This window comes from Kitasatospora sp. NPDC096147 (genome assembly GCF_044763225.1).
GTDB lineage: Bacteria > Actinomycetota > Actinomycetes > Streptomycetales > Streptomycetaceae > Kitasatospora.
This window is the reverse complement of record NZ_JBIWFX010000018.1, coordinates 81,202-105,037: the sequence shown is the minus strand read 5'-3', so window position 1 is coordinate 105,037 and position 23,836 is coordinate 81,202. Positions and strand designations below refer to the sequence as shown.

22 protein-coding genes are annotated in these 23,836 nt (G+C 75.5%); 11 read left to right on the top strand and 11 right to left on the bottom strand.

Annotated elements, in window-relative coordinates:
- Positions 1-86: 86 nt before the first annotated feature.
- Positions 87-1,067: a helix-turn-helix domain-containing protein gene (locus ACIRBX_RS34510; RefSeq protein ID WP_402303511.1), complete on the top strand. Its 981-nt coding sequence runs from the start codon at positions 87-89 to the stop codon at positions 1,065-1,067.
- 141 nt (positions 1,068-1,208) lie between these two features.
- Here ACIRBX_RS34510 and ACIRBX_RS34505 read toward each other — a convergent pair whose 3' ends face one another.
- From ACIRBX_RS34505 to ACIRBX_RS34495, 3 genes are all read right to left on the bottom strand, one after another.
- Positions 1,209-1,571, bottom strand: a complete 363-nt coding sequence (locus tag ACIRBX_RS34505) for a DUF952 domain-containing protein (protein ID WP_402303509.1) — start codon at positions 1,569-1,571, stop codon at positions 1,209-1,211.
- Between the two features lie 92 nt (positions 1,572-1,663).
- Complete coding sequence (locus tag ACIRBX_RS34500; RefSeq protein WP_402303507.1) at positions 1,664-3,223, bottom strand: DUF4139 domain-containing protein; 1,560 nt, start codon at positions 3,221-3,223, stop codon at positions 1,664-1,666.
- Between the two features lie 5 nt (positions 3,224-3,228).
- A complete protein-coding gene (locus ACIRBX_RS34495) occupies positions 3,229-5,334 on the bottom strand; it encodes a DUF4139 domain-containing protein (RefSeq protein WP_402303505.1) in 2,106 nt (701 codons plus the stop codon).
- Between the two features lie 236 nt (positions 5,335-5,570).
- On the opposite strand from ACIRBX_RS34495, the gene ACIRBX_RS34490 reads away from it, so the two are divergent.
- Positions 5,571-6,656 carry a prephenate dehydrogenase gene (locus ACIRBX_RS34490; RefSeq protein ID WP_402303502.1) on the top strand — a complete coding sequence of 362 codons (1,086 nt, stop codon included), beginning with the start codon at positions 5,571-5,573 and terminating at the stop codon, positions 6,654-6,656.
- Between the two features lie 272 nt (positions 6,657-6,928).
- Here the strand turns inward: ACIRBX_RS34490 and ACIRBX_RS34485 are convergent, their stop codons facing one another.
- On the bottom strand, positions 6,929-8,047 hold the full coding sequence (locus ACIRBX_RS34485; protein WP_402303500.1) for a hypothetical protein: 1,119 nt from the start codon (positions 8,045-8,047) through the stop codon (positions 6,929-6,931).
- 44 nt (positions 8,048-8,091) lie between these two features.
- Entirely contained in the window at positions 8,092-8,610 is a 519-nt protein-coding gene (locus tag ACIRBX_RS34480; RefSeq protein WP_402303498.1) for a SigE family RNA polymerase sigma factor, read from the bottom strand.
- A gap of 199 nt (positions 8,611-8,809) precedes the next feature.
- On the opposite strand from ACIRBX_RS34480, the gene ACIRBX_RS34475 reads away from it, so the two are divergent.
- On the top strand, positions 8,810-9,562 hold the full coding sequence (locus ACIRBX_RS34475) for a histidine kinase (protein WP_402303495.1): 753 nt from the start codon (positions 8,810-8,812) through the stop codon (positions 9,560-9,562).
- Between the two features lie 59 nt (positions 9,563-9,621).
- On the opposite strand, the gene ACIRBX_RS34470 is transcribed toward ACIRBX_RS34475, so the two are convergent.
- Positions 9,622-10,185: a TetR/AcrR family transcriptional regulator gene (locus ACIRBX_RS34470; protein ID WP_402303493.1), complete on the bottom strand. Its 564-nt coding sequence runs from the start codon at positions 10,183-10,185 to the stop codon at positions 9,622-9,624.
- Positions 10,186-10,319: 134 nt separating this feature from the next.
- On the opposite strand from ACIRBX_RS34470, the gene ACIRBX_RS34465 reads away from it, so the two are divergent.
- Both ACIRBX_RS34465 and ACIRBX_RS34460 read left to right on the top strand, forming a co-directional pair.
- Positions 10,320-11,189, top strand: coding sequence for an alpha/beta fold hydrolase (locus tag ACIRBX_RS34465; protein ID WP_402303490.1), 870 nt, complete (start codon positions 10,320-10,322; stop codon positions 11,187-11,189).
- A 96-nt stretch (positions 11,190-11,285) separates the two neighbouring features.
- Positions 11,286-11,789, top strand: coding sequence for an HPP family protein (locus ACIRBX_RS34460; RefSeq protein ID WP_402303488.1), 504 nt, complete (start codon positions 11,286-11,288; stop codon positions 11,787-11,789).
- Between the two features lie 76 nt (positions 11,790-11,865).
- On the opposite strand, the gene purN is transcribed toward ACIRBX_RS34460, so the two are convergent.
- Complete coding sequence (purN, locus tag ACIRBX_RS34455) at positions 11,866-12,480, bottom strand: phosphoribosylglycinamide formyltransferase (RefSeq protein ID WP_402303486.1); 615 nt, start codon at positions 12,478-12,480, stop codon at positions 11,866-11,868.
- Positions 12,481-12,731: 251 nt separating this feature from the next.
- Here purN and cmk point away from each other — a divergent pair, with 251 nt between their 5' ends.
- Entirely contained in the window at positions 12,732-13,442 is a 711-nt protein-coding gene (gene cmk, locus ACIRBX_RS34450; protein WP_402303484.1) for a (d)CMP kinase, read from the top strand.
- 121 nt (positions 13,443-13,563) lie between these two features.
- Positions 13,564-15,003, top strand: a complete 1,440-nt coding sequence (der, locus tag ACIRBX_RS34445) for a ribosome biogenesis GTPase Der (RefSeq protein WP_402303483.1) — start codon at positions 13,564-13,566, stop codon at positions 15,001-15,003.
- Positions 15,004-15,072: 69 nt separating this feature from the next.
- On the opposite strand, the gene ACIRBX_RS34440 is transcribed toward der, so the two are convergent.
- A complete protein-coding gene (locus ACIRBX_RS34440) occupies positions 15,073-15,504 on the bottom strand; it encodes a hypothetical protein (RefSeq protein ID WP_402303481.1) in 432 nt (143 codons plus the stop codon).
- A 203-nt stretch (positions 15,505-15,707) separates the two neighbouring features.
- Positions 15,708-16,574: a hypothetical protein gene (locus ACIRBX_RS34435; RefSeq protein WP_402303479.1), complete on the bottom strand. Its 867-nt coding sequence runs from the start codon at positions 16,572-16,574 to the stop codon at positions 15,708-15,710.
- 589 nt (positions 16,575-17,163) lie between these two features.
- Here ACIRBX_RS34435 and ACIRBX_RS34430 point away from each other — a divergent pair.
- The 3 genes from ACIRBX_RS34430 (at position 17,164) to ACIRBX_RS34420 (ending at position 19,156) form a co-directional block, all read left to right on the top strand.
- Positions 17,164-17,940 carry a transglycosylase family protein gene (locus ACIRBX_RS34430; RefSeq protein ID WP_402303478.1) on the top strand — a complete coding sequence of 259 codons (777 nt, stop codon included), beginning with the start codon at positions 17,164-17,166 and terminating at the stop codon, positions 17,938-17,940.
- Positions 17,941-18,107: 167 nt separating this feature from the next.
- On the top strand, positions 18,108-18,440 hold the full coding sequence (locus tag ACIRBX_RS34425; protein ID WP_402303475.1) for a transglycosylase family protein: 333 nt from the start codon (positions 18,108-18,110) through the stop codon (positions 18,438-18,440).
- A 53-nt stretch (positions 18,441-18,493) separates the two neighbouring features.
- Positions 18,494-19,156: an alpha-ketoglutarate-dependent dioxygenase AlkB family protein gene (locus ACIRBX_RS34420; protein ID WP_402303473.1), complete on the top strand. Its 663-nt coding sequence runs from the start codon at positions 18,494-18,496 to the stop codon at positions 19,154-19,156.
- Between the two features lie 24 nt (positions 19,157-19,180).
- Here ACIRBX_RS34420 and ACIRBX_RS34415 read toward each other — a convergent pair whose 3' ends face one another.
- Together ACIRBX_RS34415 and ACIRBX_RS34410 are read right to left on the bottom strand one after the other, a co-directional pair.
- Positions 19,181-21,784 carry a DUF6493 family protein gene (locus ACIRBX_RS34415; RefSeq protein ID WP_402303470.1) on the bottom strand — a complete coding sequence of 868 codons (2,604 nt, stop codon included), beginning with the start codon at positions 21,782-21,784 and terminating at the stop codon, positions 19,181-19,183.
- Between the two features lie 116 nt (positions 21,785-21,900).
- Complete coding sequence (locus tag ACIRBX_RS34410) at positions 21,901-23,301, bottom strand: SWIM zinc finger family protein (RefSeq protein ID WP_402303468.1); 1,401 nt, start codon at positions 23,299-23,301, stop codon at positions 21,901-21,903.
- 233 nt (positions 23,302-23,534) lie between these two features.
- On the opposite strand from ACIRBX_RS34410, the gene ACIRBX_RS34405 reads away from it, so the two are divergent.
- The gene (locus ACIRBX_RS34405) at positions 23,535-23,834 is read left to right on the top strand and encodes a WXG100 family type VII secretion target (RefSeq protein WP_402303467.1); all 300 of its coding nucleotides are present in this window, start codon (positions 23,535-23,537) and stop codon (positions 23,832-23,834) included.
- The last annotated feature ends 2 nt before the right edge of the window (positions 23,835-23,836 follow it).

The window sequence follows — 23,836 nt, the reverse complement described above, 5'->3', positions numbered from 1 at the left end:
CCAGTGGACATCGGCGGGCCGGTTGGCGGACTCGCGCCACCAGGGGCGGTGGCGGGCGGGGGCCGGTGGGGGAAAGAGGGAACAAGGTGCTGGACGCATTCGGGGTGCTGGGCCTGGGGAGACCCGACGGGCAGGTGTACGCGGCCCTGGTGGCGGCGCCGCAGTCGACCGCCGAGGAGATCGCCGGGCAGTGCGGGCTGACGCTCGATCAGGGCCGCGCCGCCCTCGACCGGCTGGCCGACCAGGGCATGGTGACCCGCGCCCCGGTGGACCGGGACCGCTACCTGGCGGTCGCCCCCGACGTCGCCATCGGCACCCTGATCGGCCACCGCGAGGCCCAGCTGCGCAGTGCCCGGGCCGAGATGCACCGGCTGATGGACGCCTTCCGGGAGGCCTCCCGGTTCACCGACCCGGCGCACTCGGTCGAGGTCCTGACCGGCGGTGAGGCGATCGCCCAGCGGCTGGAGCACCTGGTGGAGACCGCCCAGTACCAGGTCCGGGGATTCGACTGTCCGCCCTACATCCAGGACCCGATGGCCAACCTGCCGCGGCAGCGGCAGCGGCTCAGGGCCGGGGTGCGGTTCCGCACGGTCTTCGACAAGGAGGCGGTGGCCTGGCCCGGGCGGCTGGAGAAGGAGATCCTGGTCGGCGTCGCGGACGGTGAGGAGGCCCGGGTCCGGCCGGCCCTGCCGATGAAGCTGATGATGGCCGACGACCGGATGGCGATCATCCCGATCAGCGTCGGGGACGCGGTGCTGGACGCGGCGTACGTGATCCACCCGTCGGCGCTGCTGCAGGCGCTGGACGCGCTGTTCGAGGCGGAGTGGGAGCGCGCGGTGCCGCTCCAGGCGGCGATCGGCGACGGGGACGACGGGCTGGGGCCGGAGGAGGACCAGCGCAAGCTGCTGGGGCTGCTGGCGGCCGGGCTGACCGACGAGTCGATCGCCCGCTCGCTGGGGTGGAGCGCGCGCACCACCCAGCGGCGGTTGCAGACCCTGATGCGCCAGCTCGGGGCGACCACCCGGTTCCAGGCCGGGATGGCGGCCCGCGAGCGCGGCTGGCTCTAGGCGGGTCGGCGGCCGTGCGGGGTCACGTGGTCGGAAGCCCGCTCACCCGCCCCTGAGGCTCCGTCAGCCGGCCGTCCCCGCGCGCAGTTCCCCGCGTCCGGTTCCCCGTGCCCGGTCACCCGCGCCCCGGGGCGCAGCCGGTCAGCTCCAGGGCTTGAGCTCGGCCCAGACGCCGTTGGCGTTGCGCTCCAGCTTCTCCAGGCCGAGGACGGCGGTGCGGTTGAGGCGGCCGTAGATGTGCGGGAAGAGCACGTCGGGTGCCGCCCCGGCGGGCGGGGGGCCGTTCGGGGCCTCCCACTTGACCATGGGCTCGACCAGGCGCTCCTCGATCAGCAGGGCCATCAGCGGGTCCCGCGCGTCCTGGAAGTAGGCGTTGGCCACCGCGAGGGCGGTGGGTTCGTCGGGCGAGCAGTGGATGAAGCCGTCGGTCAGGAGGGAGGCGGCGGTGTACGGCCGCCCGGGCTCGCGCAGCCAGTCGTCCAGGGGTGCGAGATGGTAGATCATGCCTCCAGTTCTACCGGAGTTGACGGCATTTCACCGGAGTGGACCGGGTGTGCCCCGCTCGGCCGGAGCGGGGCGCGGCACACCCGGCGGCCTCAGAGGCCGGCCACCTTGCCGGCGGCGGAGAGCTCGTAGACCAGGGTGACGGTCCGCCGGGCGCCGGGCTCCAGCGGGAGGTCCCAGCGGACGATGCCCTCGGCGTCCACCTCGTCGGGGGCGGGGACGCACCGCTCCTTGCGGAGCCGGACCTCGACGGCGGAGACCTCGGCGACCGGGATGCGCTCCTGGAGGGTGACGGTCCGGGTGCCCCGGTCCTCGGGGGCGGAGAAGCGGGACAGGTGCAGCCGGACGGTGCGGGTCAGCACGGTGCGGCCGGTCAGGCCGGTGGTGGTGCGCTCCTCCTCGGTCTCCCGGAGCACCCGGTGGTCGTCGGAGCTGCCGAAGGAGAGCTCGGCGGGCGCCCCGGGGGCGGTGAACTCCAGCTCGCCGCGCCCGGTGAAGCCGCCGCCGACCACCAGGTCGACCGGCCCGGCCAGCAGCGCGTGGCCGGAGGAGTTGGTGAACCGGGCCACCCGGGTGACCAGCGGGGAGAGCTCCGGGGCGCAGGCGTACTCGCTGCGCGCGGGGGTGGTGAAGGTGGTCAGCGGCACCCGGTGCGGCCGTCCGTCGGAGGGCACCCGGGCCGGCTCGGGCGCCCGGAGCACCCGGACCTCGCCGCCGTCGTCCACTCCGGGCAGGCCGTCGGCGGCCGGGCCGGTGGCGCCGATCTCCTGCTCGCGCAGCTCCACCTCGACGGTGCGGCGCTCCTCGGTGGTGCGGTCCCGGAGGGCGAGGTGGTCCTCGGTCAGCCACGGCGGCTCGCCGGCCAGTGCGGAGCGCGCGGTGGAGAGGGTGAGCCGGACGTCCGGCCAGTCCTCGCCGGTCCGCTGCCAGACCACCGCCTCGGTCTCCAGGGTGAGGGTGCCGTCCTCGCCGAGCGCGGCCCGGTAGGCGGGACGCCAGAGTGCACACGGCGTCAGGTGCTGCACCGTCAGTCCGGTGGCGCCGCCCGGGGTCCGGACGGTGAGTTCGAGGTGGGCCAGCAGGTCGGGTTCGGGCTGCTCGGTCAGGTCGAGTGCCTGCCGGACCTCGCCCAGCTCCTGCCGGGCGGCCTCCAGCCCGAGCCGGGCCTCCACCGTGCGCTCGGCGCAGGCGTCCCGCTCGGCGTCCGCCCGGTCCAGCTCGCGGGCCCAGCGGACCGGCTCGGCCTCGCCCTGGCCGGCGCCCTCGGAGATCTCCCGGAGCAGGTCGGCGGCGAGTGCGTCGAGCAGCCGGTGGCGCGAAGCGAGGCGTTCGAGCTCGGCCTCCAGGGCGGTCTCCCGGCGCTGGAGCTCGTCCTCGCGGTGGCGCAGCGCGGAGTCCCGCTCGCCCGGCGGGAGCGGGGCGGGCCTGGTCCACTCGCGGGTGATCCGGGCGTCCAGCACGGTGCCGGCGGTGAGCTCGGCGCGCAGCGTGCGGTCCACCGCGAGGGCGCTGACCGGGCCCAGCCGCAGGCGGTGGGTGCCGGCCGGCAGGTCCAGGACGGCGGTGCGCTCGATCTGGGCCCGGTCCTCCAGACAGGTGACGGCGGTGACCGGCAGCGGGACGGTGGTGACGGGAATCGGGGTGGTGGTCATCGGGGTCAGTTCCTCCGGTCTCCGCCGAGCAGGGTCTTTCCGGCCGGGATGCGGATCTCGTAGCCGCCGTCCAGCTCCGCGCGGCCGTGCGCGGGCAGCTCGACCCGGCGCAGCCGGGTGCTCGGCGGGTACTCCTCCGACGGTCCGTCAGGAGCGCTCCAGCCGGGGCGCTCCTGCACCTTGACGTCGGGCTCGCCGGCCACCGGCACCCGCTCGCGGACCTCCACGGTGACGGGGTGGGCGAGGCGGTTGACCAGCTCCAGGTGGATCCGGTGGTCCAGCACGGTGGTCTTGGAGAGCGTGCCGGTGGTGGATTCCCGCAGTTCGGTGCGGCGGGCCACCCGGACGCCCTCGGCCACGCCGAGGCCGAGCCGGCGGGTCGCACCGGGGGCGAGCGTGGGCAGGGCGGCGGTGAGCAGGAAGTCGCCGTCCACGGTGACCTCCACCGGACCGGCCAGCAGGGCGCGGTCGGTGGCGTTGGCCAGCAGCAGGGTGGCGTAGACGGTCTGCTCCACCGAGGGCACGCAGACGTGCTCGGTGGTCAGGCCGACCGGCACCTCGCCGATGGTGACGGTGTGCCAGGTGCCGTCGGAGGGGACGTCGACCGGGGCGGCGGTGTCGTGGCGCTGGTCGAAGGAGCCGGCCGAGATCCTCGGCGGCACGCCGTACCGGGGCAGGGCGGCGGTCTCGGCCGGGGCCGGGCCGGGCGCGGGCTGCTCGGCCGGGACGAGCTGTCCCCGGTGCCGGCCGGTGGGGCCTTCGAGGGTGAGGGCGCGGTAGTCGAGCCAGCGGGCGCCCGGATGCGGCGGGCCGTCCGGCTCGGGCGGGGGTGCGGGCAGCGCCGCCGCGAACTGCGGCGCCGGGGCACCGGGCGGCGGGGGCGCGGCGAAGGCGGCCGGGGCGACCGGGGCGGGCGCCCCGGCCAGGGTCGGCGGACCGGCCGGTCCGGCGGGGGCGGACGGTGCGGGAGGCGGCAGCGGGGGGCCGCCGTAGCCGGCCTGCGTCCCGCCCCGGGCGGCGGGGCTTCCGAAGCCACCGCCCGCCGCCTCGGCGGCCGGACCGGCGGACCGGCGCCTGGCGTTGCCACCGCCCGGGCGCTGGGCCCTGGCGAGCTCGGTCGCCGAGGGCCTGGGCATCGCGTCGGCAGCGCCTGCGGCGGCGCCGACGACGGTGCGTCCGACGGCCGGACGCCCGGCCGGTCGCTCGCCCGCGCCCTCGTAGGCCGTGAACAGGTCCGACAGGCCCGGCGGGGCCTCGCGCCAGCCGGACGGCGCCGGGGCGCTCTGGCGGCGGCCGATCCGCAGCGAGCGCAGCCGGGGCAGCTCGGTGCGGCGCTGGAGGTCGGCGGTGGACAGGCCCAGGCGCACCCCCGTCCAGTCCTCGCCGGTCCGCTGCGCCACCGAGGCGCGCAGCACCAGGCGGCCGGTGGACTCGCCCTGACGGTGGCTCAGCCGGTAGGAGGGGACCCAGCGGGCGCCGGGCAGCCCGTACTCGAGGGTGAGGCCGACGGCGGTGTCCGCCGGGTCGGCGTCCGCGCCGCGGACCAGGGTGACCAGGGCGGTCGCGGTCGGGGTGACCGGGCCGGCCGAGGCGGCCGAGCCGGCCCGGCGCAGCCGCTGGTCGGCCTCGGTGGCGGCGTGCTCGGCCAGCTCGTACGCGGTGCGCAGGCCGGCCAGGGTCTCGTGCAGGGCGGTCAGCCGCTGCTCGGTGAAGTCGGCCAGGGCCAGCCAGGACTCGGTGGGGGTGCGGCGGTGGGGCTCGTCCCGTCGGCGCTGCGGGGCGGTCGGCCGCAGGGCGGTCAGTTCGGCGATCCGGGCCTCCTGGTGGTCGATCCGGGAGCGGGCCGCGTCGCACTCCTCCCGGGCCAGGACGAGGGCGCGCAGCAGCCCCGAGGTGTCCTCCGGGGCGCGCAGCTCGGAGGCGTACTCGATCCGGGCCTCGACCACCCGCCAGCCGCCGGCGGTCACCCGGGCCCGCACCGAGGAGGCGTCCAGCCCCACCGGCAGGCCGGTCAGCCGGACCACCCCGTCCGGCGGCACCGCACCCTCCGCCCGGCGGCGGCAGAGCGCCCCGGTGGCGTACACCACCACCTCGTCCAGTACCGACTCCACGCCAGCCCCTCTCGTCCGGTTGCCTCGGGCGGCCCAGTCTGCCGCGCCCTTGACGGACTGTCAGCGGCTTTCCCGTCCGACGGGCCGCCGCGTGTCCTGGGACGTGGGACGGCGGCGGACGGTTCTGGTGCGGTGCGGTCCCGTGCGGTCCGGTGGGTGGGCCGTGGCGGCGCGCGGGGTGGCCGGTGCGAGAGGATGGGCGGAACTGGACCGCGCTGTTGGGAGACGTACGAGCCATGCGCACTGTCGCCGTTGTCGGCACCGGACTGATCGGTACCTCCGCCGCCCTGGCCCTCACCGGCCGTGGGCTGCACGTCCATCTGGAGGACGCCGACCCCGATGCGGCGCGGACCGCCGCCTCGCTCGGCGCCGGCACCACCGAGCCGCCGGACGGCCCGGTGGACCTGGCCGTGATCGCGGTGCCGCCGGCCCTGGTCGGGAAGGCGCTGGCGGACTGTCAGCGGCGCGGCCTGGCCCGCTGGTACACGGACGTGGCGAGCGTGAAGAGCGGGCCCCGGGCCGAGGTGACCGCGCTGGGCTGCGACACCGTGCACTACATCGGCGGCCACCCGATGGCCGGGCGGGAGCGGTCCGGGCCGCTGGCGGCGCGGGCCGACCTGTTCGAGGGGCGGCCGTGGGTGCTCACCCCGACCGCCGACACCGACACCGAGACGCTGAACGCGGCGCTGGAGCTGGTCGCGCTCTGCGGGGCGATGCCGATCGTGATGGACGCCTCCGCGCACGACCGCGCGGTGGCACTGGTCTCGCACGCGCCGCAGCTGTTCTCCTCGCTGGTGGCGGCCCGGCTGGAGCACGCCGACGAGACGGCCATAAGGCTGTCGGGCCAGGGGGTGCGGGACGTCACCCGGATCGCCGCCTCCAACCCGGCGATGTGGGTGGACATCCTGTCGGCGAACGCCGGGATCGTCGCCGACATCCTGGAGGAGCTGGCGGTGGACCTCGGCGAGACCGTCACCGCGCTGCGGGCCATGCAGGCGGCCGACGAGGGCGAGCGGCGGGCCGGGGCCGCCGGGATCGAGGCCGTGATGCGGCGGGGCAATTCGGGCCAGGCCCGGATCCCCGGCAAGCACGGTGCGCCGCCCACCCGGTACGAGACCGTCGCGGTGGTGCTCGGCGACCAGCCGGGCGAGCTGGGCCGGCTGTTCGGCGAGGTCGGCGGGCTCGGGGTGAACATCGAGGACGTGGCGATCGAGCACTCCTCCGGCCAGCAGGTCGGCTTCGTCCAGCTGTCGGTCTCGCCCTCGGAGGCCAAGCGGCTCACCGTGGCGCTCCGTCAGCAGGGCTGGAGCGTCCGGGACTGAGACGGGCGCGGGGGCGCCCCCGGGCCCCGGGGGGGGGGCCCCCCCCGGGCCCCCCCCCCCCGGGGCCGGGCCCCCCCCCCCCGGGGGGGGGGGCCCCCGCCGCGGGGGGGCGCTGGGGGGTTAGGGATGGGTTCCGCCGCCGCGAGGGGTGCCCTGGTGTAACGGGGGGGGGCTCGGACTGGGGGCTTGGGGGGCCGGGCCGGCCGGGGGGGGGGGCCCCCCCCGGGGGGGGGGGGGGCCCCCGCTGCCCGGCGCCCCCGTGCGACGGGCCGTCAGCCGAGCACGTCGGTGGTCCAGCCGGCCGGGTCGGTGCCGAGCGGGGTGATCCTGTCCAGCCAGGCCTGCGGGCCGCCGAGCGCGTCGAGCGCGTCCTGCTGGGTCAGGTGGACGCAGACCTTCAGGCCCGCCCCGGTCTTGCAGACGGGGCCGGGCTGAGCGTGGCCGTCCGCAGGGCCGCTCGGCAGGTCCGCGGTCGGGGTCGGCTCCGGTCCGTCCGGCGTCACCACGGTGGTGAAGTACCGGCCCGGGGCCGAGGAGAGGTTCAGGTCGACGGACCAGCCGCCCCGGCCCGTCCCGACCGGCCGGTCGAAGCTGCCCGAGCTGACCACGAAGCCCGGCGGGATGCCGTCCACCCGCAGCGGCAGCGGCAGCGCCCGGTGCGCGATGGTCACCCCGGCGGCGATCCGCAGCGGTGTCTGCGTGCGCTCCGCGGCCGGCACGTAGCTGGACTGCAGCTCCAGCCACCGCCCGTCGGCGGCCTTCCAGCGCAGGGTGTTCAGCCCTGCCGCGTAGCCGGGGTCGTCGGAGGAGAGCCAGTACGCCTCCTGCCCGTTCACCGGGGGCGCGGGCAGCTTGACCCCGTGGGACCCACCGGGGAAGTCCGGCAGCGGGGGCGTCACCCCGGCGTCGAACACCGTGAGGAAGTACAGCGGGGCGGTGTCCGACCAGGAGCCCTCCGCCCGGACCTGCACGCCGTACGGGGTGAGCTGGTAGCGGATCGTCCGCACGCTGTCCGGCAGCCAGCCGAACTCGGCCTCGACCGAGATCGGCGCCTTCCCGGAGTACGGGGCGCTGGTCTGACTGTCCGTCGGAACGGGCGTGCCGGTGCCGGCGCCGGTGCCGGTGCCCGGCAGGCCGGTCGGCGAGCCTGCCCAGGTCGGGCTCGGCAGGCTGCTCGCCGAGCTGCTCGCCGGGCTGCTCGTCGCCGGGCCGACCGGGGCGAGCGACCGCCCGCCGCCGCTGCCCGGCAGCGTCAGCGAGAGCGTCGCGGCTGCCGCCACGGCGACCACGGTGGCCCCGATCGCGGTGCGCCGCCTCCGGCGCAGCCGTGCCGTCCCGTCCCGTTGGGCGCGCAGCGCGTCGACCGTGCTGGCCGGTCCGGGAAGATCCACGATCGTCTCCAACTTCGCGGTGAGCGAAGGAAGTTCTCCAGCCATTACGCCGCCCCCTCCGCGATGGTCAGCCGGCCCGGGGCGAGCGAGCGCCGCAGCGCGTCCAGCCCCCGCGAGCTCTGGCTCTTCACGTTGCCGGGCGAGCAGCCCAGCGCGTCCGCGGTCTGCTCCACGCTCAGATCGCAGTAGTAGCGCAGCACCACCGTCGCCCGCTGCCTCGGCGGCAGCGCGGCCAGTGCCCGTTGCAGGTCCAGGGCCGCCTCCAGGTCACCGACCGGTGGCAGCGCCCCGTCGAGCGGCGTGTCGGTGCGGTCGGTCCGCCGCCACCACGAGGTGCGCTGCTCGGCCAGGAAGGTGTTCACCAGTACCTTCCGGGCGTAGCCGTCGACGTTCTCCGCCTTCCGCACCCGTGACCACTGCACGTAGAGCTTGGTGATGCTCTCCTGCACCAGGTCGTCCGCCCGGTGCCAGTCCGCGCAGAGCAGGTACGCCACCTTCCGCAGCCACCCGTTCCGGGCCGCCACGTACGCCGCGAACTCGGCGTTCCTCAGCTCACTCGCCATCCGGCCCCTCCCTCCTGTCCCTCCCGGGCGACGCTTCGGCGCACCCCCCGACAGGCTGATGCGGCCGGTCCCGGGAAAGGTTGCACGGGCCGCGCCCCGCGCCGCTCCAGTGGCCGGCTGTCGATCCCCCTGGAGGAGGAGCGGGGGATCGGCCGGTCGGCTGACGCGGGGTCAGGAGGCGGCTGCGTAGCGTGGAGGCGTGTACCGACTTCATCTGTGGTTCCTCCGGCACCCCGCCGTCGGTGATGCGCTCTGGGCCCTGCTGATGCTGCTGCTGGGCGTGCGGGAGACCGTCGCGGCGCCGGGGCCGGACAGTCCCGGGCAGTACGGCGGGCTGGCGCTCGGGACGGTGTTCGCCGGGCTGATGCTGCTGCGCCGCCGGTACCCGGACGCGGTGGTGCTGGTGACGGTGGTGCTCGGGGCCGGGCTGCTGGCCGGCGGGGCGGCACCGCAGTGGCCGGACCTCGGGTTCCTGGTGCTGGCCAGGTGGGCGACCTTCCGGGGGTCGGTGCGGGCGGCGCGGATCGCCTTCTGCGCGGCGGTGCTGGCCGGTCCGGCGCTGGCGCTCAGGAGCCGGGCGGGCGGTGACCTGTCGTCCGCCGCGCCCTGGGAGCTGGGGGTGACGGCGACGGTGTGCTCGCTGCCGTTCGTGCTCGCCTGGTGCTCGGGGGTGTGGGCCAAGGCCCGGCGGGTGCTGGCCCGGGAGTTGACGGACCGTGCGGTCCGGGCCCGGGGCGAGCTGGCCCGGACGGCGGTACGGGCCCGGATGGCCGAGGAGCTGCACGACGTGATCACCCACGACCTGACCGCGATGACGGTGCAGGCCGGAGCCGCTGGCCATGTGCTGCCCGCGCACCCCGGGCTCGCGAGGGACGCGACCCGGGGTGTGGGTGTGCTGGGGCGGCAGGTGCTGGCGGAGCTGGACCGACTGGAGCGGGTGCTGCGGGCCTGAGCCGGGCTGACGGGACGTCAGGGGGCGCCTGGGAGCGTCGGGGGCAGGTCGGGGGCGGGTCAGGGGCGCGGCAGGGCGGCGTCCAGCAGGGTCTCGGCGGCGGCGCGGGCCTGGCCGGCCGTTTCGGGGGTGCCCATGATGCCGGCCGTGGCCATCGCGCCGTTGGCCAGGATGGCCAGCTGGTCGGCCAGGGACGGCGGGCCGCCGGCGGCGTCGACCAGGGTGCGGAAGTACGCGTTCAGGCCCTGCTTGTGGGCGCGGGCCAGCTCGGAGACCTGCTCGGAGACGCCGCCGAGCTCGCCGTACGAGTTGATGAAGTTGCAGCCGCGGAACCGTGGCTGTGCGAACCACTCGGCGAGGTGGTCGAAGACGTCGAGGATGCGTTCGCGGGGTCCGGCGTCCGGCCGGGCGTGGGCCCTGATCGCCTCGGCGGAGGCCGCGCTGCGACGGCGGAGCACAGCGCCTACCAGGTCGTCCTTGGAGGGGAAGAGCTGGTAGAGGCGTTTGAGCGAGACGCCCGAAGCGGTCCGGATGGCGTCCATCCCGACGGACTGCACGCCCCGCTCGTTGAAGAGCGCCTCGGCGCTGTCGAGCACCCGGAGTTCGGCGGTCTCGGCGTCCACGTGTGATCACCCCTTGCGAAGAGAACGAAGGTTCTCTACTGTATACCCCAGAGCGGAGAACGGTGGTTCTCTGCGCTGACGGGAGAACGACCGTTCTCTCGACTCCGGTCCGCACCCCTGCCGAGGAGCCCGCCATGACCGCCTTCGCCACCCGCTACCGCACCGCCCAGGTCGACGGGGTGGAGATCGCCTACCGGGAGGCCGGTGATCCGGCCAGGCCCACCCTGGTGCTGCTGCACGGCTTCCCGTCCAGCTCCCACATGTTCCGCAACCTGATCGCCGACCTCGCCGACGAGTACCACCTGATCGCTCCGGACCACGTCGGCTTCGGCCGCTCGGCCACCCCGGCCGTCGAGGACTTCGAGTACAGCTTCGCCAACCTCGGCCGGCTGACCCTCGGGCTGCTGGACGGGCTCGGCCTGGAGCGGTTCTTCCTCTACATCCACGACTACGGCGCTCCGATCGGCCTGCGGATCGCCGCCGCGCACCCCGAGCGGGTGGCCGGGCTGATCGTGCAGAGCGGCAACGCCTACCAGGCCGGCTTCACCCCGTTCTGGAAGCTGCTCTTCGACCACGCGGCCGACCGGGCCGCCCACGAGCCGGCGGTCCGCGAGCTGCTCACCGTCGAGGCCACCGAGTGGCAGTACACCCACGGCGTGCCGGCCGACCGCCTGGAGCGGATCGCCCCCGAGGCCTGGCTGCTGGACCAGGCGGGCATGGACCGGCCCGGCAACAAGGAGGTGCAGCTCCAGCTGTTCTGGGACTACCAGTTCAACCTGGGCGAGTACCCCGGCTTCCAGGAGTACTTCCGCACCCACCGCCCCCCGACGCTGATCACCTGGGGCGAGAACGACGAGATCTTCGGTGCCGACGGTGCCGTCGCCTACACCGAGGACCTGCCGGACGCCGAGCTGCACCTGCTGGACGCCGGGCACTTCGCGCTGGAGAGCCACGGGCCGGAGATCGCCGGGCTGATCCGCGATTTCCTGCGCCGCACCGCCTGATCGGTCCCGCCGTCCCGCCGTCCTGCCTGCCCGCCCGTTCGACCGCTCGCCAGCCCGCCCGCCGTCACCGCACCGCCGCTCCGAGGGGGAGTCCCGATGTCGCTGTCCGCTGCCATCAAGCCGTCCGTCACCCTGATCCGCTTCGTCGCCGACCGGCGGGCCGCACTGACCGCCGGGGGCGTGGCGCTCGGCTCGGTCCTGCTGCTGGCCGCCGCCCAGCAGCTGACCGGTCTGCACGTCTTCGCCATCCCCTACATCGCCACCGCCGCCGTCCTGGCCCTGGCCCCCGGCGCTCCGCTGGCGGCGCCCCGGGCGGTGCTGGTCTCCTACCCGGTCGCGGTGCTCACCGCGCTGGCGGTGACCGGGGTGGCCGGGCACTCCCCGTACGCGACCGGGATCGCGGTGGCGCTCACGGTGCTGCTGCTGGCGCTGTTCAAGGCGCCGCACGTGCCAGCGGTGGCGGCAGCCGCGTTCGTTGGGCTCCAGGCACCCGGCGCCTGGTACCTGCTGGACCCGATGGCGCCGGGGGTGCTGCTGGTGCTGGCGCTGCCGGTGCTGGTGGGGCGCCTGGGCGGTGGGTACCGGTACCCGGTGCGCTGAACCGTTGGTCGAGAGGGCGTCGGGCCCCGCCGGTCCCCGGCGGGGCCCGACCGCGTGCGTGCGGGGTGACGGCCGGTCAGGTGGTGGCCGTCCCCGCCGGGGCGGCGGCTTCGGCCGCCAGGCGGCGGACGGTCGTCGGGAGGAGGGCGTGCTCGGCGGTCAGCACCCGGGCGGCCAGGGTCTCGGGGGTGTCGGCCGGGAGCACCGGGACCTCCTGACGGGCGATCACCGGGCCCTCGTCGTACTCGGCCGTCACCAGGTGCACCGAGGCCCCGGAGACGGTGTCCCCGGCGGCGAGCACCGCCGTGTGCACGGCCGCGCCGTGCATGCCGGGGCCGCCGTGGCGGGGGAGCAGGGAGGGGTGGACGTTGACGACCCGACCCCGGTAGGCGTCCAGCACCGCGGGGCCGATCCTGCGCAGGTAGCCCGCGGTCACCACCAGGTCGGCGCCGTGCCGCCGGAGCGCGTCCAGCAGGGCCCGGTCGAGCAGCTCGGGCTCGGGGTGGGTGCGGCCGGAGAGGTGGAGGGCGGGGACGCCGAGCTCGCGGGCGTGGGCGAGGGCACCCGAGCCGCTGTTGTTGCTGACCACCAGGGCGACGGCGTAGCCGGAGCCGGGGAGCCGGGCATCGGCGGTCAGGGCGCGGAGGTTGGAGCCGGCGTGGGAGGCGAGTACGGCGACCTTGAACGTCATGGGGGTGATCATGGCAGCCGGCCGCCTTCGCGGGCGGGCAGGTCGTCTCGTACCCCGGGCGGGACGGGCCCGAGCCCCGGCCTCCTGCTCCCCGTCCCGCCCGGCCCCCGGGTGGGACGGCACCGCGATCCGGGCGTCAGGGCGGCCGGTGGCGGGTGCGGTCCGGCGGCCCGTCGGCGTGGCCGGGGAAGCCCGGCGGGTCGACTAACCTAGAGGTGGTCCCCCGCCTGTAGTACGAAGAGAGGTTCGCCGTGGACACTGCCGACCGAGCGGACGCCCCGGTCGTCGTCGCCATCGACGGACCCTCCGGCTCCGGCAAGTCGACCGTCTCCCGGGCGGTCGCCGCCCGGCTCGGGCTCAGCTTCCTGGACACCGGCGCGATGTACCGCGCCATGACCTGGTGGATGCTGGCCAACGAGGTGGACGTCAACGACCCCGAGGCGGTGGCCATCGCCTGCGGCAAGCCGGTGATCGTCTCCGGCACCGACGCGGCCGGCCCCACCATCACGGTCGACGGCCAGGACGTCTCCGGTCCGATCCGGGGCCAGGAGGTCACCTCGCAGGTCAGCGCGGTGGCCGCGGTCCCGCAGGTGCGGGCCCGGCTGGTCGAGCTGCAGCGCGGCTGCGCCCGGGTCGCCGAGCGCGGCATCGTCGCCGAGGGCCGGGACATGGGATCGGTGGTCTTCCCGGACGCCACCCTGAAGGTCTTCCTCACCGCCTCCGAGACGGCCCGCGCCGAGCGCCGGGCCGCCGAGCTGCGGGCCAAGGGCCTGGACGAGGCGACCATCACCGCGATGGCCGCCGACCTGGCCCGCCGGGACGCGGCGGACTCCTCCCGGGAGACCGCCCCGCTCACCCAGGCGGCCGACGCCGTCCTGGTCGACACCAGTGACCTGACGCTGGACCAGGTGATCGGCACCATCGCCGCCCTGGTCGAACAGCGGGCCGGTCTCGCGGTCTGACGACCGCTCACACTCGCGCGTCCGCCGGAGCTGCCGGCGGACGCACCGCGCTGCCCCCGTGGGGCAGGTACGCACGGCGCATCCCTGGGAAGGGACGGGCCGGGAAACGGAAGTACGGAACATGAGCAACGACAACGACTCCTACGGCGAGCTCGACGCCGCCGACTACGCCGAGTTCATGGCGATGGCCGCCGAGGAGGGCATCGACGGCGAGCTGCTGGACGGCGAGATCGAGGGTCCGCTCCCGGTGCTGGCCGTGGTCGGCCGCCCGAACGTCGGCAAGTCCACCCTGGTCAACCGCATCATCGGCCGCCGCGAGGCGGTCGTCGAGGACAAGCCGGGCGTGACCCGGGACCGGGTCACCTACGAGGCGACCTGGAACGGCCGCCGCTTCAAGCTGGTCGACACCGGTGGCTGGGAGATCGACGTCCTGGGCATCGACGCGATGGTCGCCGCCCAGGCCGAGCTCGGCATCGAGCAGGCCGACGCGGTGCTCTTCGTGGTGGACGCCACCGTCGGCGCCACCGACACCGACGAGGCGCTGATCAAGCTGATCCGCCGGGCCGGCAAGCCGACCGTGCTCTGCGCCAACAAGGTGGACGGCCCGTCCACCGAGGCCGAGGCCGCGTACCTCTGGTCGCTCGGCCTGGGCGAGCCGTACCCCGTCTCGGCCCTGCACGGCCGCGGTTCCGGTGACCTGCTGGACGCCGTGCTGGCCGCGCTGCCCGAGGCCCCGCCGCAGACCTTCGACGGCACGCCGGTCGGCGGGCCGCGCCGGGTCGCGCTGATCGGCCGGCCGAACGTCGGCAAGTCCAGCCTGCTGAACAAGGTCGCGGGCGAGGAGCGGGTGGTGGTCAACGAGCTGGCCGGAACCACCCGTGACCCGGTCGACGAGATGATCGAACTCGGCGGCAAGACCTGGAAGTTCGTCGACACCGCCGGCATCCGCCGCCGGGTGCACCTGACCGCCGGCGCCGACTACTACGCCTCGCTGCGCACCTCCTCCGCGCTGGAGAAGGCCGAGGTCGCGGTGGTGCTGATCGACGCCAGCGAGACGCTGGCCGAGCAGGACACCCGGATCATCTCGATGGCCGTCGAGGCCGGGCGCGCCGTGGTCATCGCCTACAACAAGTGGGACCAGCTGGACGAGGAGCGGCGCTACTACCTGGAGCGCGAGATCGAGCGCGATCTCGTCCAGGTGCAGTGGGCGCCCCGGGTGAACGTCTCGGCCAGGACCGGCCGGCACATGGAGAAGCTCGTCCCGGCGATCGAGACCGCGCTGGAGGGCTGGGAGACCCGCGTCCCGACCGCCCGGCTGAACGCCTTCCTCGGCGAGCTGGTGGCCGCCCACCCGCACCCGATCCGGGGCGGCAAGCAGCCGCGCATCCTGTTCGGCACCCAGGCGGGCATCCGTCCGCCGCGCTTCGTGCTCTTCGCCTCCGGCTTCTTGGAGGCGGGCTACCGCCGCTTCGTCGAGCGCCGACTGCGCGAGGAGTTCGGCTTCGTCGGGACGCCGATCTCGATCTCGGTGCGGGTGCGGGAGAAGCGCAAGCGCAAGTAGGCGGTGCAAGTAGGTGAAGAGGAGAAGGGCCGGGCTCGGTAGCCCGGCCCTTCTGCTGTCGGTACCGGCCTACTGGTACTGGCCCGGGGGGAGCGAGAGCATCGGGCTGCTGCGGTGCCGGCCGCCGGCCGTGGGGGAGAGGTAGCCGGTGGCCACCCAACCCTGGCCGGTGGAGGGGAAGCTCTGCTGGGCGGGCATGAACTGCGGGGTGCCCTGGGCGTGGCCCGGGTAGGTGTGGAAGGTCTGCTGCTGCGGCGGGTACGGCTCGGGACGCGGCGCGCTGTCGTACGGGGAGCGGGTGGCGAAGCCCTCGAAGCGCAGGCCCTCCTCGCCGGAGCGGTCACCGGGCAGGGCGCGGAAGAGGCGGCGGTACTCGGAGTACAGCGCGTCGTAGATCGGCGTCGGGGAGCTGGGGTGCTCGGCGTCGTACGACGGGCGCATGCCCGGGATGGGACGGGTCGGGGGCTGGCGGTGGGCGGCGGCGACCTCGTAGCTGTACACGCAGGAACCAACGAGCCAGTCCGGGCATGGATGCGGGCGGCGCGAGGGGTGGCATGTGCCGACCTGCGGGGATGTGGTCGTGCGGGTGCGGGTGCGGGTGCGGGTGCGGGTGGGCGAGGGTGTGGGCGTGCGTGGGGCCCGGACGGGTGGGGCGGCGTCCGGGCCCCTGACGGGGCGTCAGGCCGGGGGGCGACCGGGGCGGTTCAGGTCCCGGCGAGCGGGAGGGAGGCGGCGACCAGCAGGCCCCGGGTCGCGGCCCGGTCGAGGGCGGCGCGCAGCAGGTCCTCACGGGGCTGGCGGCCGATGGTGCCGGCCGGGGCGGCGTACATGGTGACGGCCGACTGCTGCCGGGCGGCCGAGCGCCAGGAGTCGGTGACCTGGAGCGGCTGGTGGGCCTGCCACCAGGCGGCGTTGCTGCCCGCCGGGGTGGGGTGCAGGATCGCGTGGAGCTGACCCATCGCCATCAGGACCGACCAGCCGGGGAGCTGGCCGGGGGCCTTGTCCACGTCGGTGATCTGCTGGAAGCCCTGCTCGGTGAGCAGGTCGAGGAACTCGTCCTGGCCGGAGGAGTTGCCCGGTCGGCCGACCGGGCCGGTCGGCTCGATCACCAGGGCGGCGTGGCCGGTGCCCTCGCAGAGCACCAGGCCGCAGGTGATGCCGAGGACGGCGGGCTGGCCGGTGCTGGAGACCGAGGGCTGGCCGGCCACGGGCGCGGGCGCAGCCGGCACCGGTGCGGGCGCGGGGGAGGGGGCTGGGGCTGGGGCCGGAACGGGGGCCGGGGCGGCGGGGGCCTGCGACTCGCTGATGCTGCGGACGGCGCCCAGCAGCTGGTCCTCGGAGACCGGGACCACCTGGGAGGGGATGCAGCGGGCGTGGGCGAAGGCCAGGACAGCCGTCTCGTCGGCCACGAAGAGCACCGTGCTGGTGGCCTCGTGGCTGGAGTTGCCCGGGGTCCGGCAGGAGGCGCAGTCGTAACTGTCGGGCGCGTGGGCTCCGGCGAGCAGGTTGTCTGCTTCGTCGTCGCCGATCTCGGCTCGGACCTCGTCGCTGACTTCGAGCAAGCGCGGCACGGGGGACTCCTCGGTTCGTCTGGGGGTGGTGCGGGCAGCCCCGACCGCCATTACCAACGGGACGTTGTGGCTGGGGTCACGGGTGAACGGCGCGGCGACGGAATTTGCCGCGATTTCGACTGCGCCGGGTGGATGGGAGGTCACAATCTGTCGATGCTGTGCGCGAGGTCACAGGGGCGCGAAAGTGGCCCAGGTCACGTCGATGGGATGTTTGATCATGGAAATAGGGCCCAAAACGGACATAAGGGCTGGATTAGCTTGATCTTTACTGGAGGTAACACCCGCGTGAACTGGGAAAACCCGTAAACGTTTGGGATCTGCCGGATCGGCTCGTAGCTTCGTAACCAGTGCAACGAGCACGACCCGGGTTCACCCCCCGGCGCACAGCCCACCGGATCACTCCGGCGCGGTAGGTGCCCATCGGCGCGAAGCTCCACTGAGCGGCGCAGGTGTGCGGGGAAGGTTGCCGGGACGGTGCGGCACGTCGGAACAGCGACGTGCACGGCCGTCTTGCGGACGCGGCAGAAGAAACCAGGCTCCCACGGGGCTTGGTTCCGGCTGCCCGCCCGGGATTGTCGAGAGGATACTCATGACCTTCCGTAACGAGACCGCCGCTGCCACCACCGCCGTCAAGCGCAACCGCGTTCGTCTGGCTGTCATGGGCGGCGCCGTCGCCGTCCTGCCCGTGGCCGGCCTCGTCACGGCGACCTCCGCCTCCGCCGCCGACGTCTCCACCTGGGACAAGGTCGCGCAGTGCGAGTCGACCGGTAACTGGAGCATCGCCAACGGCAACGGCTTCTACGGTGGCCTCCAGTTCACCTCCAGCACCTGGGCCGCCTACGGCGGCACCGCGTACGCCTCGTCGGCCAACCAGGCCACCAAGGCCCAGCAGATCGCCGTCGCCGAGAAGGTGCTCGCGGGTCAGGGCCCCGGCGCCTGGCCGGTGTGCTCCGTCAAGGCGGGCCTGACCAAGGGCGGCGCCGCCGCCAAGGTCGACACCTCCACCACCTCGGAGAGCAAGGCCTCGCGCTCCGAGAGCCGCGCTGCCGCCCCGGCGCAGCAGAGCACCCCGAAGGCTGCCCCGAAGGCCGCCGAGCAGAAGGCCGTGGCCGCCCCCAAGGCCGCCGCCGCGCCGAAGGCTGCCCCGAAGGCCGCCGAGCAGAAGGCCGCCCCGAAGGCTGCCACCCCGAAGACCCAGGCCCCGGCCAAGTCCAACGGTGGCAACTACACCATCAAGGCCGGCGACACCCTGAGCAAGATCGCCGGCGAGAAGGGCCTGGACTGGAAGGTTGTTTACAACAACAACGCCGGTGTCCTGGGCTCCAACCCCGACATGATCTTCCCGGGTCAGGTCATCAACCTCTGAACCCACCGGACTCCCTGACGCTCCGCGTGAGCTGACGACGTGTCGGCCCGGCCGCCCCTCCCTCGTGGAGGGGCGGCCGTTGGCGTTTCCGCACGACACGCCGGGGCCGTCGCCTGGACGGACCCGGCCGTGGTGCCGCCGGGTGCGGGCCGTGCCTTGATGGGCCCATGCGACGACCGATACTGCTGCTGGCCCTGACCGGCGCGCTGCTCCCGTTGGCGACCGCCCCCGCCGGGGCGGCGGCCGTGCCCGACAGCACCTGGCAGCGGCTGGCCGACTGCGAGAGCGACGGCGACTGGCACGCCAACACCGGCAACGGCTTCTACGGCGGACTGCAGATCTGGCAGCCGACCTGGAAGGAGATGGGCGGCCTGCGCTACGCCGAGCGGCCCGACCTCGCCCCGCGCCGGCACCAGATCGCGGTCGGCCAGGAGATCCAGCGACGGCAGGGGTGGAGCGCCTGGCCGCAGTGCGCGCGGGAGTTGGGGCTGATCCGCTGATCCGCTGACCGGCCGGGCCGCCGCGCGGCGCCGGGGGCTGGCAGGATGGCGGCATGGAGCTCTTCCCGCGCGAGCGGTCCGACCCGGCGCCCGGCGTGGTGCACCTGCCGGACTGGCTCGGCCCGGCGGAGCAGCGCGAGCTGGTCGAGGCCTGCCGGGAGTGGGCCCGGCCGCCGGCCGGGATGCGGACGGTGCGGATGCCGGGCGGCGGCGAGATGTCGGTGCGGTCCTTCTCGATGGGCTGGCACTGGTACCCGTACCGCTACGCCCGCACCGTGGTGGACGGGGACGGGGCTCCGGTGAAGCCGTTCCCGCCGCTGCTGGGCGAGTTGGCGGTGCGGGCGGTGGCCGAGGCGTACGGGGACAGGGCGGCACAGGTGGCCGGCGCGGTCGGGTACGCGCCGGACATCGCGGTGGTCAACCACTACGCGCACGGCACCCACATGGGGCTGCACCAGGACCGGGAGGAGCGGGCGGACGCCCCGGTGGTCTCGCTCTCGCTCGGCGACGGCTGCGTCTTCCGGCTGGGCAACACCGAGACCAGGACCCGGCCGTGGACCGACCTCGAACTGCGCAGCGGTGACCTGCTGGTCTTCGGCGGGCCGATGCGCTTCGCCTACCACGGGGTGCCGCGCACCCTGCCGGGGACGGCGGACCCGGCGCTCGGGCTGACCGGGCGGCTGAACGTGACGGTCCGTCAGTCCGGGCTGGACTGACGGACCTTCGGGTACGGGGCCGGTTCAGAGCAGGGCGTGCAGGGCGCGGGCCTCGGTGAGCAGCTTGCTGGTGCCGGGCCGGGCGGCCAGGTCGGCCAGGGCGGGCAGGGTGAGGCCGGACGGGCCGCAGTGGCGGACACAGTCGGCGGCCAGGGCCAGCAGGTCGACGGTGCCGTGCGGGGGTTCGGCGCCCAGCAGGCCGGGGAGGGCGCTCGCCAGGACGCTCCAGACGGTGCGGTGTGCGCCGGTCTCGGCGGTCGCGGTCAGGGACCGGGCCAGGCGGCCCGGCTTGACCGAGCCCTCGCGCACCAGCTCGGCGCACTCCCGCCCGAGCAGGGCCGGGTCGAGATCGCCCCGGGAGGCCAGCACCAGCAGGGCGTCGACGGCGGCCGTCCGGTCCTCGGGGCGCTGGGCGCCGAGAGCGTGGGCGACGGCGAGGTGCACGGCCGGGCCGACCGGGCCGTCGGCCTCCGCCAGGTACGGGAGCAGCTGCAGCCCGTCGCCGGTGAAGTGGTGCTCGACCGAGCCGAAGTGCGGCAGCAGCCGGGCCGCCAGCTCCTCCCGGTGGCCGGGCAGGACGGCCACCGCGTGCACGTCCGGCGCAGGCACCCAGCGAGCCGGGGCCGACTGGCCGGTCGGCCCGAGCAGCCGGACCAGGTGCGGCGGCAACAGCGGTGTGCCGGGGACGACTTCGGGCAGCTGGGCCGGCTCGACCCCGGGCTGCACGGCCAGCCGGTAGCCGGCCTGCTGCCAGGAGGTGCTGCCGTGGCTGCCGGGCCGCAGGGTGGTCGGCTGGTGCGGCAGGCCGCCGCTCCGCAGCCACCGGGCGAGGTGGCGGCCGTGCGGACTGCTCAGCCGCGCGGCGGCGGCCCGTACCGCGGGCCCGGCCGCGGTGACCCGGAGCAGGGCCTGGCCGTAGTCGACCGGGCCGGGGGTGACGCCCAGCTCCTCGTAACGGGCGACCCGCTCGACCAGGGCCGCCGGGTCGAGGGCGCCGGTCTCCTGGGTGGGGGTGGCCAGCAGCAACGGGACCCGCGTACCGGCGAGTTGATGGGCGGCCTCGTCCAGCCGGGCGGCCAGCTGGGCCTGGAAGTGGCGCCCGCTGTCGGCCAGGAAGGGCTGGGCCCACTCCGCCGCGCGCTCAGCGGTGAACTGGCCGGCCGCCGCCTCGCCGACCATCCGCAGCGGCCGGTACGGAGCGGCGGCCAGCACGGGGCCGAGCGCCTCGGCCAGCACGGGGCCGTCCAGCCAGGCCCAGCGCACCAGACCGTCCAGGGCCCGCTCGAACTCCGCGACGCCCGCCCGCCCGGCCAGCGCCGCCGAGAGCTCCTCGGCGGCCTCGGCCGGCCCGGCGACCGGGGCGGGCACGGCCCGTGACACCGGGGCGGGCGGGAGCAGTTCGCGGTAGTCACCGTGGTCGTCGGCCGGGGCGGCCAGGCCGAGCAGTTCGGCGGCCTTCACGTGATGGGCCCGGTCCAACTGCTCGGCAGTGGAGCGTAGTTCGGCGACCACGCGGTCGTCGGCCGCCCGGAGGTGGCGCGCCGTCAGCTTGAGGGCCTCCTCCTGGAGCGTGCGGTCGGGGTGGCCGTAGGCATCCGCTGTGGCGAGCAGGACCGCCCCTGCCTGGGCCGGGGTCCGCTTCGCGGTGCGGTCCAGCCAGGAGAGCTGGGCCTTGACCAGCTTCTTCTCGGTGCGGAACAGCACGGTGCGGGCGGCCTCGGTGACCGTCTCGGGCGGCAGGACCCCGGTGGCGTCCAGCGCGATCAGGGTCTGCTGGGCCCAGCCCGCCACGGTCGAGGAGCCGTCCAGCAGGGCCAGCAGCGTACGGCTCTCGGCGGTGAGCTCTGCCGACGTGGGCGCGAGCGCGGTCAAGGTGGCCAGCACGGGCCGGAGTTCGGCGGGACGGCCGCCGCGCAGCAGCCGGGCCAGGACCCGGGAGACCAGCGCCGTGCGGTCCAGGACGCCCTCGGCGGCGAGCCTGGCCAGCACGGCGGGCCAGCGCTCCGACTCCGCCTGGCCGCTCCAGACCTGCTCCAACACCCGCTCGGTGCCCGCGACTTCGAACATCAGCGGGGCGAGCAGCGGGGTGAAGGAGTCGGCCAGCAGCCGGGCGTGCAGGCCGGTGCCGACCGGGAGCCGGCCGGGCAGGTCCGGCCGGGGGCGGGGGAAGGAGCGGTCCTCGGCCCAGTTGAGCACCAGGGAGTCGGTGAGCGGCAGCGGGCAGCCGGTGGTGCGCACCAGGTACTCGGTGACCTGGAACGGCACCGAGAAGCCCAGGCCAGGGGTGCGGCGGCGGTGCTCGGCCAGCCGGACGGCCACCTCGGACCGCCAGCCGTCCGGCTGGGCGTCGATCAGCCGGCGCAGGGCCGGGCGGTGCCACTCGGCAGCACCCTCGAACTCGGTGGCGCGGAGCCAGGCGGCGGCCTGCGACGGGGCCGAGTGGCAGACCGCGCCCGCGACCATCAGCGACGGGGCGGCGGTCGAACGCAGCCGCCAGTCCTCCCGGAGACGCTTGCGCAGCTCCTTCAACTCGGGCAGCAGCGCGCGCCGTTGGGCGGTGCTGAGGGGCTGGACGGTGGCGCAGACGGCGGGGGTCTGGCCGGCGGTGATGTCTTCGGCGAGGCTCATCGGGGCGGGTCCTTGTCGAGGGCGAGGTGAGGGCGAGGAGGCAGACGGGGCCGGGGACGAGCAGCGGGGCGGCGGCCGGCGAGGCGGCGGACGGGGAAGCGGTGGGCGGGGTCGCCTCAGCGGGCCGGGGCGCGCTCGGGGGTGGCGGTCAGGGTGACGGCCAGCGCGTGCTTGCACGGGCCGCGCCCGCCCCGGTACTTGGCCCACCAGAGGCAGGTGCAGCTCAGCGTGCCGTCCTCGGCGATCCGCACCCGCTGCTCGTGGTCGTCCACGGTGACGGTGGCGACCGGACCCGAGCGGTGCACGGCGCCCGCCGCTACCAGGGCCCGGGCGGCCCGCAGTCGGGGGTTGTCCAGCTCGGCCCGCTGGGCGTGGTAGGGGAGTTGGCGGTGGAAGTAGGACGCCTCAGCGGTGTCGTAGCCGACCTGGCCGGCCGTGCCGAGGCGGGTCAGGGCGGCCCGTACCCGCTCCACCGGGAGCCCCGACTCCCGGGCCAGCTCGGACGGTTCGATCCGGGGCTCCCAGGCCAGCAGGACGGAGACCAGCTCGGCGTCGGCCGCCGATTCGGCGCCGGTCAGTGCCGTCAGCACGCCGCCCTCGCCGGAGAAGCCCCGGGCGACGTCCGGCGAGAGGGTGAGGGTCAGCCGCATCCCGGGCAGCACCACCTCCCAGGCCGAGGCGGTGGGCGCGGCCCCGGCGGTGACCGGCGGGCCGTAGACCCGGAGCGCGAGCGCGTGGCGCAGCACCCGCTGGAGCGCGGTGAGCCGCTCCGGCCCCGGTAGGCAGACCGCCCCCGGCGCCGGCCGGGTGGCCGGGCGCAGGCTCCGGCCGCCCGGGCCGGGCTGCACCCAGCCGACCGGGCCCCGGCTGCTGCTCCGGCCGGTGGCGGCCTGGCCGCCGCGCGGCAGGGTGCGCAGGAAGCGCACCGCCTCGGCGGCCGGAAGTTCGGCCCGCAGGTCGAAGCCGGCCGCCACCACCTGGGTCTCGGCGAAGCCGCGCACCCAGCGCTCGGGCAGCGGCACCTTCTTCTCCAGCAGCGGGCCCTCGGTGGTGGTGACGGCCAACTCCTCCTGCCCGACCGCGAGTCGGAGCGGCTCGTGGTCGGCGACCCGGGTCAGCGCCTCGCGCAGCGGGTGGTTCACGTCCACGTTGGTGGTGCCGTGGCCGGGCGCGGCCCCGTCCAGGCCTTCGGCGGTCACGTCCAGCCGGGCGTAGACGCCGCAGCAGGCGGAGAAGGACTCGAACCGCAGCCGGTCCCCGTTGGCCGTGACCGCCGGGTCGAGCAGCACCGGGCGCTGCGGCTGGTGGTAGCGGACGGCGGCGACGTCGGCCACCGCGAGCAGGCCGGCCGCGGCGGCGGCCGGGGAGGTGAGGCGGCCGGAGAAGAAGTGCGGGTGGGCCGTGGCGCCGAGCGGACCGGCGCCGCCGGAGGTGGCCAGGGCGAGCTGCGGCCCGCCGGGGGCGGCCAGCACGGCGGAGGGGTGGCGGTAGGCGTACGCCAGTACGGCTTGCGTCATGACTGCACGTTAGGGCCCCGGGCTGACAGCGCGTCGGCTGCGGTCGGGGCCGGGCGCGGGCCGGGCGCGAGGCGGGTGCGGGGCGGCTGCGGGGTGGTGCGGGGGCCGGGGCGGGCGCACGGTTCGTCGCAGCTCGGTGACGGTTCGCCCGAGTGGATCGCGGGCGGCGGGCGGCATTCACTAGGGTGTCGCCCACAGTTGACGGAGTGCAGACGTACGCGGGGGCGGAAACCTTGTCATCGATCGATGTGAAGCCGGAGGACCTGCGCGCTTCGGCGCAGGTGGTCTCCGACGTGGGCGCCGAACTGCGCCCGTTCTCGGACCGGGCGGTCCGCGACGCGGGCGACGCCGCCGCCTCCACCGCAGGGTGGTCGGTGTCGGGAGGGCTGTCGCAGATCTCGGACAGCTGGCGCACCGCACTGACCGGGCTGCACGCCCTGCTGGAGGCGAACGCGGACGGGCTGCGCACCAACGCCGACGACTACGAGGGCACCGAGCGCCGGGAGGCCAGCCGCTTCAGGATGGTGATGTAGCC

Bases quoted from the DNA above. Each gene is read 5' to 3' on its own strand.
- ACIRBX_RS34505 (WP_402303509.1), bottom strand. From the start codon at position 1,571: ATGATCTACCATCTCGCACCCCTGGACGACTGGCTGCGCGAGCCCGGG.
- ACIRBX_RS34500 (WP_402303507.1), bottom strand. From the start codon at position 3,223: ATGACCACCACCCCGATTCCCGTCACCACCGTCCCGCTGCCGGTCACC.
- ACIRBX_RS34490 (WP_402303502.1), top strand. From the start codon at position 5,571: ATGCGCACTGTCGCCGTTGTCGGCACCGGACTGATCGGTACCTCCGCC.
- ACIRBX_RS34480 (WP_402303498.1), bottom strand. From the start codon at position 8,610: ATGGCGAGTGAGCTGAGGAACGCCGAGTTCGCGGCGTACGTGGCGGCC.
- ACIRBX_RS34465 (WP_402303490.1), top strand. From the start codon at position 10,320: ATGACCGCCTTCGCCACCCGCTACCGCACCGCCCAGGTCGACGGGGTG.
- ACIRBX_RS34460 (WP_402303488.1), top strand. From the start codon at position 11,286: ATGTCGCTGTCCGCTGCCATCAAGCCGTCCGTCACCCTGATCCGCTTC.
- purN (WP_402303486.1), bottom strand. From the start codon at position 12,480: ATGACGTTCAAGGTCGCCGTACTCGCCTCCCACGCCGGCTCCAACCTC.
- der (WP_402303483.1), top strand. From the start codon at position 13,564: ATGAGCAACGACAACGACTCCTACGGCGAGCTCGACGCCGCCGACTAC.
- ACIRBX_RS34430 (WP_402303478.1), top strand. From the start codon at position 17,164: ATGACCTTCCGTAACGAGACCGCCGCTGCCACCACCGCCGTCAAGCGC.
- ACIRBX_RS34425 (WP_402303475.1), top strand. From the start codon at position 18,108: ATGCGACGACCGATACTGCTGCTGGCCCTGACCGGCGCGCTGCTCCCG.
- ACIRBX_RS34420 (WP_402303473.1), top strand. From the start codon at position 18,494: ATGGAGCTCTTCCCGCGCGAGCGGTCCGACCCGGCGCCCGGCGTGGTG.
- ACIRBX_RS34415 (WP_402303470.1), bottom strand. From the start codon at position 21,784: ATGAGCCTCGCCGAAGACATCACCGCCGGCCAGACCCCCGCCGTCTGC.
- ACIRBX_RS34410 (WP_402303468.1), bottom strand. From the start codon at position 23,301: ATGACGCAAGCCGTACTGGCGTACGCCTACCGCCACCCCTCCGCCGTG.